This window comes from Sanguibacter sp. Leaf3, assembly GCF_001425965.1.
GTDB classification, from domain to species: domain Bacteria; phylum Actinomycetota; class Actinomycetes; order Actinomycetales; family Cellulomonadaceae; genus Sanguibacter; species Sanguibacter inulinus.
The window spans coordinates 1,374,115-1,387,063 of record NZ_LMRH01000001.1; the positions used below are offsets into that span (position 1 = coordinate 1,374,115).

At 69.7% G+C, this 12,949-nt stretch carries 15 protein-coding genes and 3 tRNA genes; 7 read left to right on the forward strand and 11 right to left on the reverse strand.

The annotated features are described in order from the left end of the window. The first annotated feature begins 46 nt into the window (after positions 1-46). Positions 47-670 carry an RdgB/HAM1 family non-canonical purine NTP pyrophosphatase gene (rdgB, locus tag ASG53_RS05910; RefSeq protein WP_056129650.1) on the forward strand — a complete coding sequence of 208 codons (624 nt, stop codon included), beginning with the start codon at positions 47-49 and terminating at the stop codon, positions 668-670. Here the strand turns inward: rdgB and ASG53_RS05915 are convergent. Beyond that, positions 627-1,109, reverse strand: a complete 483-nt coding sequence (locus ASG53_RS05915) for a DUF3054 domain-containing protein (protein WP_235533845.1) — start codon at positions 1,107-1,109, stop codon at positions 627-629. The two genes, rdgB and ASG53_RS05915, sit on opposite strands and share 44 nt — an antisense overlap. 33 nt (positions 1,110-1,142) lie before the next feature. Here ASG53_RS05915 and ASG53_RS05920 point away from each other — a divergent pair, with 33 nt between their 5' ends. Beyond that, positions 1,143-2,789 carry an ABC-F family ATP-binding cassette domain-containing protein gene (locus tag ASG53_RS05920; RefSeq protein ID WP_056129669.1) on the forward strand — a complete coding sequence of 549 codons (1,647 nt, stop codon included), beginning with the start codon at positions 1,143-1,145 and terminating at the stop codon, positions 2,787-2,789. A gap of 15 nt (positions 2,790-2,804) precedes the next feature. On the opposite strand, the gene ASG53_RS05925 is transcribed toward ASG53_RS05920, so the two are convergent. The 4 genes from ASG53_RS05925 to ASG53_RS05940 form a co-directional block, all read right to left on the reverse strand. Further along, positions 2,805-3,722 (reverse strand): hypothetical protein, encoded by a 918-nt coding sequence (locus ASG53_RS05925; RefSeq protein ID WP_056129673.1) that lies wholly within the window; start codon positions 3,720-3,722, stop codon positions 2,805-2,807. Continuing rightward, a complete protein-coding gene (locus ASG53_RS05930) occupies positions 3,719-4,168 on the reverse strand; it encodes a hypothetical protein (RefSeq protein WP_056129674.1) in 450 nt (149 codons plus the stop codon). The genes ASG53_RS05925 and ASG53_RS05930 overlap by 4 nt, the downstream gene beginning before the upstream one ends. Next, positions 4,168-4,410 carry a hypothetical protein gene (locus ASG53_RS05935; protein WP_056129676.1) on the reverse strand — a complete coding sequence of 81 codons (243 nt, stop codon included), beginning with the start codon at positions 4,408-4,410 and terminating at the stop codon, positions 4,168-4,170. The genes ASG53_RS05930 and ASG53_RS05935 overlap by 1 nt, the downstream gene beginning before the upstream one ends. Positions 4,411-4,643: 233 nt before the next feature. Then, positions 4,644-5,213, reverse strand: a complete 570-nt coding sequence (locus ASG53_RS05940; protein ID WP_056129678.1) for an NUDIX hydrolase family protein — start codon at positions 5,211-5,213, stop codon at positions 4,644-4,646. A 179-nt stretch (positions 5,214-5,392) separates the two neighbouring features. Here ASG53_RS05940 and trxA point away from each other — a divergent pair, with 179 nt between their 5' ends. Then, positions 5,393-5,773: a thioredoxin gene (trxA, locus tag ASG53_RS05945; RefSeq protein ID WP_056129681.1), complete on the forward strand. Its 381-nt coding sequence runs from the start codon at positions 5,393-5,395 to the stop codon at positions 5,771-5,773. A 212-nt stretch (positions 5,774-5,985) separates the two neighbouring features. On the opposite strand, the gene trmB is transcribed toward trxA, so the two are convergent. From trmB to bcp, 3 genes are all read right to left on the reverse strand, one after another. Further along, entirely contained in the window at positions 5,986-6,870 is an 885-nt protein-coding gene (trmB, locus tag ASG53_RS05950) for a tRNA (guanosine(46)-N7)-methyltransferase TrmB (protein ID WP_235533846.1), read from the reverse strand. Positions 6,871-6,886: 16 nt separating this feature from the next. Then, a tRNA-Leu gene (locus ASG53_RS05955) sits at positions 6,887-6,968 on the reverse strand. Between the two features lie 103 nt (positions 6,969-7,071). Beyond that, on the reverse strand, positions 7,072-7,548 hold the full coding sequence (gene bcp / locus ASG53_RS05960) for a thioredoxin-dependent thiol peroxidase (RefSeq protein WP_056129683.1): 477 nt from the start codon (positions 7,546-7,548) through the stop codon (positions 7,072-7,074). A gap of 372 nt (positions 7,549-7,920) precedes the next feature. On the opposite strand from bcp, the gene ASG53_RS05965 reads away from it, so the two are divergent. The 3 genes from ASG53_RS05965 (at position 7,921) to ASG53_RS05975 (ending at position 9,563) form a co-directional block, all read left to right on the forward strand. Then, the gene (locus ASG53_RS05965) at positions 7,921-8,268 is read left to right on the forward strand and encodes a hypothetical protein (RefSeq protein WP_056129686.1); all 348 of its coding nucleotides are present in this window, start codon (positions 7,921-7,923) and stop codon (positions 8,266-8,268) included. 124 nt (positions 8,269-8,392) lie between these two features. After that, a tRNA-Lys gene (locus ASG53_RS05970) sits at positions 8,393-8,468 on the forward strand. Between the two features lie 183 nt (positions 8,469-8,651). After that, positions 8,652-9,563 (forward strand): ATP-grasp domain-containing protein, encoded by a 912-nt coding sequence (locus ASG53_RS05975; RefSeq protein WP_056129687.1) that lies wholly within the window; start codon positions 8,652-8,654, stop codon positions 9,561-9,563. A gap of 139 nt (positions 9,564-9,702) precedes the next feature. Here the strand turns inward: ASG53_RS05975 and ASG53_RS05980 are convergent. Both ASG53_RS05980 and orn read right to left on the reverse strand, forming a co-directional pair. Beyond that, positions 9,703-9,778 (reverse strand) — tRNA-His (locus ASG53_RS05980). A gap of 295 nt (positions 9,779-10,073) precedes the next feature. Further along, positions 10,074-10,742: an oligoribonuclease gene (orn, locus tag ASG53_RS05985; protein ID WP_156382676.1), complete on the reverse strand. Its 669-nt coding sequence runs from the start codon at positions 10,740-10,742 to the stop codon at positions 10,074-10,076. A gap of 444 nt (positions 10,743-11,186) precedes the next feature. Here orn and ASG53_RS05995 point away from each other — a divergent pair, with 444 nt between their 5' ends. Next, positions 11,187-12,005 (forward strand): phosphatase PAP2 family protein, encoded by an 819-nt coding sequence (locus ASG53_RS05995; protein ID WP_082543821.1) that lies wholly within the window; start codon positions 11,187-11,189, stop codon positions 12,003-12,005. A gap of 146 nt (positions 12,006-12,151) precedes the next feature. Here ASG53_RS05995 and map read toward each other — a convergent pair whose 3' ends face one another. Continuing rightward, on the reverse strand, positions 12,152-12,919 hold the full coding sequence (gene map, locus ASG53_RS06000) for a type I methionyl aminopeptidase (RefSeq protein ID WP_056129693.1): 768 nt from the start codon (positions 12,917-12,919) through the stop codon (positions 12,152-12,154). Positions 12,920-12,949: the final 30 nt, after the last annotated feature.

Sequence of the window (12,949 nt, forward strand, 5' to 3'; positions counted from 1 at the left end):
ACCCGCAGCCCGTCCCGCCACACCCTCGTCCCCAGGGAGCACCGCCGTGACCGACCCACGTCTCGTCCTCGCCACGCACAACGACCACAAGGTCGGTGAGCTGCGAGCGATCCTGCTCGCCGCCGGGACCGTCCCCGGTCTGCTGCCCGACGAGGTCGTCGGGGCGGCCCGCTTCACGGACGTCCAGCCTGTCGAAGACGGTGTGACCTTCGAGGCCAACGCGCTCATCAAGGCCCGGGCGCTCGCCGCCGAGTCGGGGCTGCCCTCCGTCGCCGACGACTCGGGACTCGCTGTCGACGTCCTCGGCGGGGCGCCCGGCATCTTCTCGGCCCGCTGGGCCGGCCGTCATGGTGACGACCGCGCCAACCTCGACCTGCTGCTCGCCCAGCTGGGGGACATCGCTCCCGAGCACAGGCGCGCACGCTTCGTCTGCGCAGCAGCGCTCGTGACGCCCGAGGGCGTCGAGCACGTGGTCCGCGGCGAGCTGGTCGGGACGCTGCTCACGGCTCCGCGCGGCGACGGCGGCTTCGGCTACGACCCGATCCTGCAGCCCGAGGGCTACGACAGGTCCTGCGCCGAGCTCAGCCCCGAGGAGAAGAACGCCATCAGCCACCGCGGCCAGGCGTTCAGGGCCTTGGCGCCGACGATCGCCGACGTGCTGCGCGGCTGACGAGCGCCACCACACCGCGCCACCCGAGCAGGGTGAGCGCCAGGAAGCCGAGTGCGACGAGCGGGAAGGCTCCGGAGACACCCTGACCTGTCGCGAGGCGCAGCAGCATGCCGCCTGCCCATGCGGCACCTGCGACGACCAGGCCTGCCGGGGCGAGGTCTGAGACACCCGCGAGCCGGGCGCTCGCCGAACCCCGCGCTGCGCCTCGTCCTGACAGCGCCGGCACGAGCGCGACGAGCGCCCAGCCGAGCGCCGCCCCGGCGAGGAAGGGCCAGGCCGTCGTCAGCAGGCCGACAAGACCACCCTGCTCGTCGTGCGAGGAGCGGCCACCTGCGGCGAAGACCACGACGCACAGCACGTCGGCCGCCGCAGCGACGGCGAGGGGCACGCGGACCCCTCGCGTGGGACGGGTCACGGGGCCGTTCTCAGAATTGAGCACAGAGGAACGGTACCCGCGACGTATCGTGGCCGGGTGCATCTCGTCTCCGACAACCTCTCGTTCGGCTATCCCGGCAGGCCTGTCCTCTCTGACGTCTCCCTGCGGGTGAGCGCCCGGCAGCGACTCGCGGTGGTGGGTGAGAACGGCTCGGGCAAGACGACCCTGCTCAGGCTGCTCGCAGGCGAGATCGACCCGAGCGGCGGTGAGGTCCGGCGCGTCGGGACCGTCGCTGTCGTGGCGCAGGAGCTCGTCGTCCTCCCCGGGCAGACCGTCGGTGACCTCGTGGACGAAGCACTCGCCGACGTCCGTCGCACGGCCGACGAGCTCGACCGGGCGAGCGCCGAGTTCGACCACGAGGGCGCCCGGCTCGGTGAGCTCGCCGAGATCATGGCCCGCGTCGAGCACCTGGCGGCGTGGGACGCCGAACGTCGAGCCGACGTCGCGCTCACCCGCCTGGGGGCCTGCCGCGACCTGACCAGACCTCTCGAGACCCTGTCGGTCGGCGAGCGCTTCAGGGTGCGCCTGGCCTGCCGGCTCGCGGGACGTGCCGACCTGCTGCTGCTCGACGAGCCGACCAACCACCTCGACCGGGAGGGCATCGCCTTCCTCACCCGCGAGCTCGTCGAGTGGGGTGGTGGGGTCGTCATCGTGACCCACGACAGGCAGCTGCTCGACGACGTCGCGACAGCGATCCTCGACCTCGACCCGTCGATCGACGGTCGCCCGGTGCTCTACGGTCAACCCGGCTACCTGTCCTACAGGTTCGCCAAGAACCAGGCGCTGCACAGGTGGCGCCAGCGCTACAGGGCCGAGCGCAAGCGCGCCGCGCAGCTCGCCGAGCGTCTGGACCAGTCCTACGAGGGGCTCTCCGACGAGTGGCGCCCTCCCAAGGGCTCGAACAAGCACCGGCGAGGCACCCGGGCACGGATCCACGTCAAGGCCGCCGACAGACTCGTCGAGAAGCTCGAGGCCGAGGCCGTCGAGATCCCGCCGCCCCCGCCGACCCTGCACTTCCCCGACCTGCCCTCGATGGAGCCCACCTGGGGGGCGGGCGACCCCGTCGTCGAGGTGCGCAACCCGCGGGTCGACGGCGACGACGGCAGGCCGCCGCGCCTCGACCTGCCGGGGCAGCGCATCGTCGTCCCCGCCGCCGGGCGCCTGCTGGTGACCGGTGCGAACGGTGCCGGTAAGTCCACGCTCCTCGGAGCGCTCGCCGGGACCGTCCCGCTCGACCGCGGCTACCGCACTGCACTGTCGCGGGCACGCCTCGGTGTCGTCTCGCAGGAGGGCGTCCACCGCACAGGGTCACCGACCGAGGACGGCCACGTGCCGACGGGCTTCGACGAGTACGCGGCCCTCGCCCTCGACCTGCTCGCGACGGGCGCGCTCGACCCCAGCTACGTCGTCCCTGTCGCGATGCTCGGCGTGCTCTCGGAGGAGGACCTGGACCGGCCCGTCTCCGAGCTGTCCGTCGGGCAGCGCCGCCGCTTCGACCTGGCGTGCGCGCTGCTCGCCGCACCGCACGTGCTGCTCCTCGACGAGCCGACCAACCACCTGTCGATCGACCTCGTCGACGACCTCACCCAGGCGCTGCGCAGTACCTCGGCGGCCGTGGTCGTCGCGACCCACGACAGGCGCATGCAGGACGACCTGCACGACTGGCCCCGCCTCGACCTCTAGCTGTGCGAGCTGGAGTCAGCGTCCCGTCGCGATCGCGAGGGCTTCGAGGTCGGTGCGGAAGTCCTCGAGCAGGGAGGCTTCGGCAGACCACAAGACCTGGTCGTACCGAGCGGCGTAGTCGACCGCGTCCTGGCAGGCGAGGTCAGTGCTCGCCAGGGTGATCTCGGCGCTGCGCAGGTCCGCGATCTCGCTGCTCGGCAGGGTTTGGTCGGAGGCTACGGAGAGGGCGGCTGCGAGATCCTGCTGGATCGTGAGCTTGGCATCGGCGGGGCTCGCTATGCCAGCGTGTCCCGCGTCTGCCATGCAGTCAGACCATTCACGTGCGAGATCGGCGGCGGGCTCTGATGCGGCGACGCCCTCCTGGACTGCCGCGTGTGCCGTGAAGAAGGCTGCGAACTGCTCGTCACGCATGACGTCGTCCATCCCGTCGGATGCCTCGTGGTAGGCGCTCCCCAGGCACCCCTCCTGCTCCCAGTCGTACGCGACCCCAGAGTCAGGATCGGTCCCTGTCCCGAAGAGCGCCAGGTCGTAGGCGGCTTGCTCAGCACCGGACCTTGACTGGGTTTGCCCGGTCGAGGCGTCCTGGGAGAGTGTCGTCACGCCATAGCCGAATGTCGCAGCCCACTCGGCGGGGTCGATCGAGCTGTCGAGGACGACGTCGTCGGCGACGTACGGCTGGTCGTAGTCGAAGCCCTGCTCTTTGAGGCAGGCGGCGATGAGACGCTCACCCTCAAGATCGAGCCGTAGCTGCTCGGCAGAGTCAAGGGCCAGCAGTGACATGTAAGGCGCGAGCGGGCTGGCGGTGTGCTGGGTGGGAGACGGGGCTGCACGCGAGTCGTCGTCCGGAGAGCCGCAGCTCGCCAGGAGAGTCAGAGTGACCACGGTTGCGACGAGCCCATGGAGCGCTGGCCGTCGGAGGGGTTCGGCGGTCATTCGGACGGCTCCTGGTCGGTCCAGAGTGCCAGCGGGTCGTCCATGACCGGGTTTCCGTCGGGGTCGAGGGCATAGGCGTGTCGGAAAGTCATCTCCCAGTGGGGATCTTCGGGGAGGATCCTGTCCTCGAACAGCTCGAAGAGGCACTGCTCGTAGGATCGGGCCCATCGCTCGGTCTCCCATGCGGTCTCCGGCTCAGTGTTCTCGGGGGCCGCGTAGCGCTCCGCCAGCAGGTCCACGTCGAAGTCCAGCCCCAGCTTTGAAGACGCGCAGGTGCGGAGTGCTTCGTGCTCTTCGGTGCTGAAGGCGATCAGGGGCGCTTCGTCAGCGGGGGAGCTCGTCAGGGTGTCAGTCTCCGGGCTCGTGCCGGAGGTGCTGGCGCAGGCGACCAGCAGAGCGCAGGTGGCCGCGAGCGTGATCTGTCCCCCGCTGGTCGCCGCGCGCATCAGCTGCAGTTCACCGGGTTGGAGTTGGTGTGGCTGTAGACCGTGATTCCCGTGAGGTATGGGCTCGCGTACTTGCCGAGGAAGTGATCGGTCCTCTTCCACGTGAGGGCTCCGTGCGTGTGGTTTGCCCTGTTGCATCGCGAGTCTGCGGTGGCGGTCGGGGCCATCGCGACCAGACCTCCGCCAAGCAGAGACACACCCATGATCGCTGCTACCAGACGTCTGCCGAAGATCTGTCGCATCGTCACTCCTTGTTCTAGTTGTCACTCTTGCTTGACAAAAAGCATCTATGCTGAATGTCGAGTGTCAACTTATCGGGAGTTTCGACGTAGATCAAGAGTTTTCAACTGTTTGTGGATAGATGTCCGTTCCGTGGAGGGTGGTCTTGGGGCTGGTGGGAGCGTCGAGGTGCTCTACGGCATCGCTCTGCGGACGCTTGGTGCAGCGGTCAGCACCGACGTCACTCCCTCGGCGTTCAGCTCAGGCGCCCGACGTGCGCCATGGCCTGCTTGAGCAGGACGCCCTGGCCGCCGTACATCTCGGCCTGGACCTCTTCGCTGCACGCCTGCTCCGGGGTGAGCCAGGCGAGGTCGAGGGCGTGCTGCTGAGGCTGGCAGTCGCCGTTGACCGGGACGACGTAGGCCATCGAGACGGCGTGCTGACGGGCGTCGTAGTACGCGGTGACACCGGGGGTCGGGAAGTACTCGGCGACGGTGAAGGGCTGCGGCGACGGAGGGATCTGCGGGAGGGCGACCGGGCCGAGGTCCTTCTCGATGTGCCGCAGCAGGGCGTCGCGGAGCCTCTCGTGGTAGAGCACGCGACCCGAGACGAGTGCGCGGGTCATCGCACCGGTGCGGGACACGCGGAGCAGCAGGCCCACTGCGACCACGTCGCCGGAGTCGTCGACCCGCACGGGGACGGCGTCGACGTAGACCAGGGGCAGGTGCGCGCGGGCGCCCGTCAGGTCCTGCTCGCTCAGCCAGCCGGCCGGCGTCGAGTCCTCGGGTTCGAACGGGTCGTGGGGGAAGTCCGCGGTGTCAGTCACCCAGCAGTTGTACCCCGCGACCTCGGCCCAGAGCCAGCGGGGGCACGGCGTCGAGGCGACGATCGTCTGAGGGCGAACAGCGGTCCCAGGTGCTCGGCGGTGGGCTCTCGACGCGCGCGGGGAATAGATCGCCCCCCACTATTGTCCTAAGAGGCATACCGACCGGTGGAAGGAACCCCATGGCAACCCAGGAACTCACGCAGGAATCTTTCGAGCAGACCATCAAGGACAACGACATCGTCCTGGTGGACTTCTGGGCGTCCTGGTGCGGCCCGTGCCGCCAGTTCGCCCCAGTCTTCGAGGCCTCCTCCGAGACCAACACGGACATCGTGCACGGCAAGATCGACACCGAGGCTCAGCAGAGCCTGGCGGCCGCTGCGAACATCACGTCGATCCCGACGCTGATGGCCTTCCGTGAGGGCGTCCTCGTCTTCTCGCAGCCCGGAGCGCTCCCCGCGCCGGCTCTCGCGCAGGTCGTCGACGCCGTGAAGGCGCTCGACATGGACGAGGTCCGCTCGCAGATCGCCGCGCAGGGCGCAGGCGGCGGCACCGCAGTCTGACCGCACGGGTCTGACGACCCCAGCACGACCCGACCCACCGCTGTGTGCGGTGAGTCGGCAGACCACGACCGGTCCAGGAGATCCTGGGCCGGTCGTCGTGCGTCTGGACGAGGTCGCACTGGTCCGCGCCGCAGGCCTCAGGGGGCTGCCGAGGTGCGCGAGGCCCGGGAAGTCAGCGAGGTCTGGGAAGCCAGCGGGGTGAAGCCGTGGGCTCAGCCTCGGCGGACGGCCGTGATGTCGACGATCTCCCGGCCCTTCTCGGTGCCCTTGCGCTCGAAGCTCGTCACCGGACGGCCTGCGAAGCGGGGAGCGTCGAGGTCGACGTCGAAGTGCTCGGACGCTCCCAGCACCTCACGCATCTGCCGGGCGTAGTCGGCCCAGTCTGTCGCGAGGCGCCAGACGCCACCCGGGCGCAGCGCGCGAGCCACGAGGTCGGCGAAGCCTGGGGTGACCAGACGGCGCTTGGTGTGCTTGGCCTTGTGCCAGGGGTCGGGGAAGAACAGCCAGAGCTCGTCGACGCTCCCCGGGGCGATCGTCGACCCGAGCAGCACGGCCGCGTCGACCTGCATGAGGCGGACGTTCGTCGAACCCGTGGCCCGCAGTCGCTGCAAGGTCTGCGCGACACCTGGCCTGTACACCTCGACCGCGAGAAAGCTGGTCTCCGGGGACTCGACCGCGGCGTGCGCGACAGCTTCGCCCTGGCCAGACCCGACCTCGACGACGAGCCGGCCCGTGCGCCCGAAGACGGCCTCCGGGTCGAGCACGAAGTCGGGGTCGACAGACGTCCGTCCGACGGCGCGGGGCGGCTCGACCACGAAGCGCGGTGCGAGCTCGTCCCAGGTCCGCTGCTGGCGGTCTTTGAGGCGACCGCTGCGCTGGACGAAGGACACCGTGCGAGCCCTGTACCGGCCGCTCGGCATCTGGTGCTCTGGGTCGACCTCGGTCTCTCCGTCGTGCACGGAGGATGCAGCAGCGGACCGGGGAGCCTCTTCAGGCGAGGAGGTCCCGGCGACGTCAAGGACGTCGGGCCCGGGGCTCAGAGCTGCGTCGTCGTGCGCAGCGGCTGCGTCGTCTGCCAGAGGTCGGGGGGAGGTCATGCGAAAAGTCTGCCAGTGCGCGAGAGGGGACTCGAACCCCTACGTCCGAAGACACCAGGACCTAAACCTGGCGCGGCTGCCAATTACGCCACTCGCGCTCGCCGTGCAGTCTACGCGGCTGCTGGTCGGTGACCGTGCCGCAGACCGTCGTGCTCGGTCGACGGCGTGGCTGGTCGGCAGACCAGCCACGCCGGACGGAGATCAGGCCGCGTCGATGCCGAGGTCGCGGCGCAGCTTCGCGACGTGGCCGGTCGCGCGCACGTTGTACTGCGCCAGCTCGATGCGCCCCTCGGCGTCGATGACGAAGGTCGACCGGATGATGCCGGTGACGACCTTGCCGTAGAGCTTCTTCTCGCCGTACGCGCCGAAGGCCGTCGCGACGGACTTGTCCTCGTCGGAGGCGAGCGGGAAGGTCAGGTGCTCCGACGTGACGAAGCTCTCCAGCTTGGACACAGGGTCCGGGGAGATCCCGACGACCGTGAACCCGGCGCCCTGGAGCGAGGCGAGAGAGTCGCGGAAGTCGCAGGCCTGGGTGGTGCAGCCCGGGGTGCTCGCAGCGGGGTAGAAGTAGACGATCGCCCGCTTGCCGGAGAGGTCGGCCGACGAGATCGTGCCGCCGCCCGCGACGGGCAGCGAGAATTCGGGGGCGAGGTCCGTGGGGGAGAGGCGGGTCGTCATGGGGCTCCTCGTGTCTGTGGGAGACGGTGCTGTGAAGAAGGCTGGTAAGAGCTGGAGGTGCTGGAGGTGCTGGGCGGCTCGTGCGCCCAGGTCGCTGCTCGCACTGCCCGTGCGAGAGCGCACCGTGCCGCGCCGCCCGCGGCTCAGACTACGCGCCGCGACCGACCTGGACCGTGAGGCGGACAGGTGTGCTGCGCGGCACGTCGGGTGCGCGCGAGTCGTCCAGGCGAGATCCAGGGAGGGCGTGGATGATGGAGATGGCCGCACCTGTGCGGCCCCCTCACCACATGGGCACATCTCTCCATTGTGGTCCGGCTCACTCCTGGTGTTGAGTGGGCTGATGGGGAACTCCACGTGGGAAAGGTGGCTGTGATGCTGACGAGCCGTTCTCGATCGACCGAGGTGGACTCCGGCCAGGGTGCAGCGCTCCCGCGTCGTGTCCCGGGTGCCAGCCAGCGCGAGACCGAGGTCGTCGCGCCTGTCGTCGCCTCGGCGGTCCCGTCCGACCTGCGCGAGCGCCCCGCGGCAGACCTCGACGTCGACGACACTGCGTCGCCTGAGATCGACCTCTCGGGGCTCCCCGACCTCCCGGACGTCAGCAGCCTCCTCGCGCGTCTCGTCGACGAGCGGATCCCCATGGCCCTGCTCATCGACCTCGTGAACCCGGCCGCCCCGGTGGTCGACGACGAGGTGGACAGAGCACCTTCTGACGTGGGGTAGAGTTATCACCGAAGTCGAGCGGTGAACATCAACCAAGGGCTCTGGTCCTTGGTTTTTCACTGCGCAGACATCAAGCAGATCCGATTGGCGCTCCGGCGTCAGAGGCTGCTAAAGTTTTCTCCGCGCGCCATTAGCTCAATTGGCAGAGCAGCTGACTCTTAATCAGCGGGTTCCTGGTTCGAGTCCAGGATGGCGCACCACAGAAGGCCCGGGATCATCACGATCCCGGGCCTTCGTCGTTCTCGGAGGTCGCCCGGGGGAGCCGTGATGAGTCGTCGTCGGAGACGAGCGCGCCGACCGTAGATCCGGCCTCTCGCTGTGAGTCGCGACTCTTCTGCACGCGCCCCTGCGCCCTCGTGCGCCGCGCTCGCTATCCTGGGCTGGTGCCGACAACCCGTGTAGCTCTCGCGACCTGTTCCGTCCTCCCTGACCTGGACCCTGACGACACCCCGCTGCTGGGTGCGCTCGCGGAGCGCGGCATCGACGCCGTCGCCGCGGTGTGGGACGACCCCGAGGTCGACTGGGACTCCTTCGACCTCGTCGTGGTCCGGTCCACCTGGGACTACTCCCAGCGTCAGGACGAGTTCATCGAGTGGGCCCGCAAGGTCCCGCGCCTGGCCAACGACGCCGAGGTGCTCGCCTGGAACACCGACAAGTACTACCTCAAGACCATGGGCGAGATGGGCATCCCCATCGTCCGCACGCTGTGGCTCGACCCTGACCGTCACCTCACTTCCCAGGCGATCCACACGCGCCTGCCCGCGCACGGTGACTACGTCATCAAGCCGACAGTCAGCGCTGGAGCCCGCGACACCGCGCGCTACCAGGAGAACACCGCCGAGGCCCGCGGCCAGGCGATCCTGCACGCCCGCGAGCTGCTCCGCTCGGGGCGTCACGTCATGGTCCAGCCGTACCAGAACCAGGTCGACGTCGCGGGTGAGACCGGTCTGATCTTCGTGGGCGGCGAGTTCTCGCACGCCGTCCGCAAGAACGCGATGCTCTCGCGGGGTCACCGCCCGACCCAGGGGCTCTACCAGGAAGAGATCATGCGTGCGACGGAGGCCACCGAGCCTCAGCTCGCGCTGGCCCACCGTGCCCTCGAGGCTGCCCGTGAGGTGCTCGGGGACCCTGCGGCAGACATGCTCTACGCCCGCATCGACATGCTCCCCGGAGACGACGGCGAGCCTGTCCTGCTCGAGCTCGAGTTCACCGAGCCGTCGCTGTTCCTCGCGAAGTCGCCCGGAGCCCTCGAGCGCTTCGCCGATGCGATCGCGGCGCGCGCGACGAGGTCCTGACGCAGGAGCCACCTCACGGACGCAGGACGCGCCGGCAGCCCTTTCCAGGGGTGCTGGCGCGTTCGTCGTCTCTGGGGAGCGTAGGGCGCTCTCCTGGAGTACGACGAAGGCCCCCCGCTTCCGCGAGGGGCCTTCTGCATGGGGTGAGTAACGGGACTTGAACCCGCGACCCCCTGGACCACAACCAGGTGCTCTGCCAGCTGAGCTATACCCACCATGCGTCTGCATCCGGTCCGTCTCCGGGCCGAACGAGATCACGTGGTCCGGCGTACCGAACCGTTGAGAATCCTACCTGGTGTTTCAGGTGCTCGGCGACACTGTGTCGGCCCGGACGACGAGCTGGGCTGCTGCACCCCCGGACAGGACATCCGGAACCGCGAGATCTCGCGGTTCTACCTGTCGGCATGTGACGCAGGTCAAACTCCCGCCAGGACCGTCGGGACGTCGCCGGGCCTCTCGGTGCAGGTCAGCGGCAGGTCAGCGGCATCCCGGCGACGGGACATCTGCAGGTCAGCGGCCTCCGGCGGTGCCGAAGGCCTCCGGGACGGAGAGCGTGCCCGAGACGGAGTCCTGGGCGATGCTCGTGGCGAGCGCACGGGCGGTGGCCGTGTCCGGGCCGGGCTGGGGGACGAAGAGCGCCGACCTGTAGTAGCGCAGCTCGTCGATGCTCTCCAGGATGTCGGCCAGGGCGCGGTGCCCGCCGTTCTTGGTGGGCGAGGCGAAGTACACGCGCGGGTACCAGCGTCGGGCGAGCTCTTTGATCGAGGAGACGTCGATGATCCTGTAGTGCAGGTGGGCGACGAGGTCCTGCATGTCGCGGTCGAGGAACATCTTGTCGGTCCCGACCGAGTTGCCGGCCAGGGGAGCCTTGCCGGGCTCCGGGACGAAGCCGCGCAGATAGTCGAGCACCTGCGCCTCGGCATCGGCCAGGGTTGTGCCGCCCGCGAGCTCGTCGATGAGCCCGGAGCTCGTGTGCATGTCGCGCACGAAGTCGTTCATCTGCTCGAGCGCCTCGTCGGGTGGCCGGACGATGACGTCGATCCCGTCACCCAGGACGTTCAGCTCGGAGTCGGTGACCACTGCGGCGACCTCGACGAGGGCGTCGGCGCCCAGGTCCAGGCCTGTCATCTCGCAGTCGATCCAGACGATGCGGTCGTTCTTGCTCTGTGTTCGTGCCACGGGCTCAGCCTACGGCGTGCACGAGAGAGCCCCGTCGCCGGGAGGGTGCTGACCCCGGCGACGGGGCTCGGTGGCGGCGCTCACGCGTCGCGGTGGAGGAGGTGTGCGATCCGAGCCCAGAGCCGGGCTGCGAGAGACCGGGTGTGCGGGGCTCGGCGGGCTCGTGCGATCTCTTGCACGAGCCGATGGCGTTCGAGCTCGAAGAGCGCGAGGTCGCCGTGGGGGTTCAGGGGGTGCATGGTGTGGTGCTCCGTGACTGTCAGGTGTGCGGGCTCAGGTGTCGACTCCTGAGGTCCCATGACGTCACCGCGGTGTGGCACGAGCCAACCACCTGGCTGCTCTGCCGCGCACCCTTATTTCCGCTGCAGAGCTCCCACAGACACCTCGCATACCGCCCGCACACCTCCCGCTGCCGAGCCGTCGGGGCGAGGGTAGTGTCGGCTGATGCCCTCACGAGAGACCACCCGTCGCGTCCCAGCGCTCCTGCCCGGGCTGCTGCTCGTGATCCTCGGGGCGTCGGGCTTCGCGGTCCTGCTCGACGCCGTCCTCGAGCGCGACGACCTGGCAGGCCTCGACCAGCCTGCGCTCGAGTGGCTGGCGGACCACAGGACAGGCTGGCTCACCACGGTGTTCACGACGATCACCACGGTCTTCGGCCCCTACGTCCTGCCGGTGATCGTCGCCGTCGGCTGCGGGATCTGGGGCTGGCGGACGCACCGCTGGCGCGACCCGGTGATGCTCGTCGGCGCGATGGTCTTCTCCACGATCGTCTCGACCGTGGTCAAGGCGCTCGTGGCTCGTCCTCGGCCCGCGGGAGATCTCCAGACCGTCCCGGGCGTGGAGTCCTCCTTCTCCTTCCCGTCCGGCCACACGATCGGCGCGGCGACCCTCGTCCTCGTCGGCGGGTACCTGCTGTGGCGCGAGGCGCGCACCCGGAGCGCCTTCGTCGAGTGGACCGTCGTGAGCGTCGTGGTGGTGCTGGTGGTCGCAGCGAGCCGGCTGTACCTCGGCTACCACTTCATCACCGACGTGCTCGCGGGGGTGTGCCTGGCTGTCGTCACCCTCGGGGTGGTCGTCGGGATCGACCGCTGGCGCGGTGCGTCGGTCGGAGCGACCCACGGCGAGGAGATCACGCTTGCGGCGCGCGAGGAGGACGCCAGGCTCGGCTCCGGAGCCGCTGGCCCTACCGCGGCGAGCCCCACCCCTTCCGCCAGGCAGGCGCCGCAGGACCCCAGGACAGCAGACGACCCCTCCGACCGCTGACGGTCGGAGGGGTCGAGAGGTGCTGAGCGGAGACGAGGCCGGCAGGCTCGCTGACATTCCGCGGGGTGCCGAGGAGTGACAGCGCCTGGGCGCTGACCGCAGCACCTCAGGGCTCGAAGGGCCCCGGGGGGCGTGTCTCTCTCTCCTCAGAGAGCAGTGAGGATCATCGGCCCGTCGTCGGTGATCGCGATGGTGTGCTCCCAGTGGGCGGCGCGTGCACCGCGCGGTGAGCGCAGCGTCCAGCCGTCGTCGTCCTGCACGTAGTCTCCGTGACCGTCGGCGATGAACATCGGCTCGATCGCGATGACGAGGCCGGGCGTCAGCTTGAGTCCCTTGCCGCGGCGGCCCTCGTTGGGGACGAAGGGGTCCATGTGCATCTCGGTGCCGATGCCGTGCCCGCCGTGGTCCTCGAGGTTCCCGAAGCGTGCCTTGCGGGCGACCCTGGACACGGCGTGGCCGATGTCGCCGATCGTGCTGCCCACCTGTGCTGCGGCGATGCCGGCGTCGAGCGCGGCCTTGGTGACGTCGACCAGGCGCTGGTCCTCGGCCCGCGGCGTCCCGACGATGAAGCTGCGGGCGGAGTCGCCGCACCAGCCGTCGAGGACAGCCCCGAAGTCGATGCTCACGAGGTCGCCGTCCTGGAGGGCGTAGTCCGTCGGGATGCCGTGCACGATCGCGTCGTTGACGGACGCGCAGATGACCCCGGGGAAGGGGACGGGTGCCCAGTCGGGGTGGTAGTCGAGGAAGGGCGAGGTCGCGCCGGCGTCGGCGAGGACACGCGCGGCGACGCTGTCGATCTCCTTGAGCGTCACGCCGACCGCTGCGGCGTCCTGCATGGCCTGGAGTGCGCGGGCGACCACGCGGCCGGCCTCACGCATCTTGACGATCTGGGCGGGGGTCTTCATCTCGATCACGTCCCGAGCCTACTGCCCGGGGGTGATGCG

What these genes read in the sequence shown, in the direction of transcription:
- ASG53_RS05925 (WP_056129673.1), bottom strand. Translation starts at nt 3,722, where the DNA reads ATGACCGCCGAACCCCTCCGACGGCCAGCGCTCCATGGGCTCGTCGCA.
- ASG53_RS05930 (WP_056129674.1), bottom strand. Translation starts at nt 4,168, where the DNA reads ATGCGCGCGGCGACCAGCGGGGGACAGATCACGCTCGCGGCCACCTGC.
- ASG53_RS05935 (WP_056129676.1), bottom strand. Translation starts at nt 4,410, where the DNA reads ATGCGACAGATCTTCGGCAGACGTCTGGTAGCAGCGATCATGGGTGTG.
- trxA (WP_056129681.1), top strand. Translation starts at nt 5,393, where the DNA reads ATGGCAACCCAGGAACTCACGCAGGAATCTTTCGAGCAGACCATCAAG.
- trmB (WP_235533846.1), bottom strand. Translation starts at nt 6,870, where the DNA reads ATGACCTCCCCCCGACCTCTGGCAGACGACGCAGCCGCTGCGCACGAC.
- bcp (WP_056129683.1), bottom strand. Translation starts at nt 7,548, where the DNA reads ATGACGACCCGCCTCTCCCCCACGGACCTCGCCCCCGAATTCTCGCTG.
- ASG53_RS05965 (WP_056129686.1), top strand. Translation starts at nt 7,921, where the DNA reads ATGCTGACGAGCCGTTCTCGATCGACCGAGGTGGACTCCGGCCAGGGT.
- ASG53_RS05995 (WP_082543821.1), top strand. Translation starts at nt 11,187, where the DNA reads ATGCCCTCACGAGAGACCACCCGTCGCGTCCCAGCGCTCCTGCCCGGG.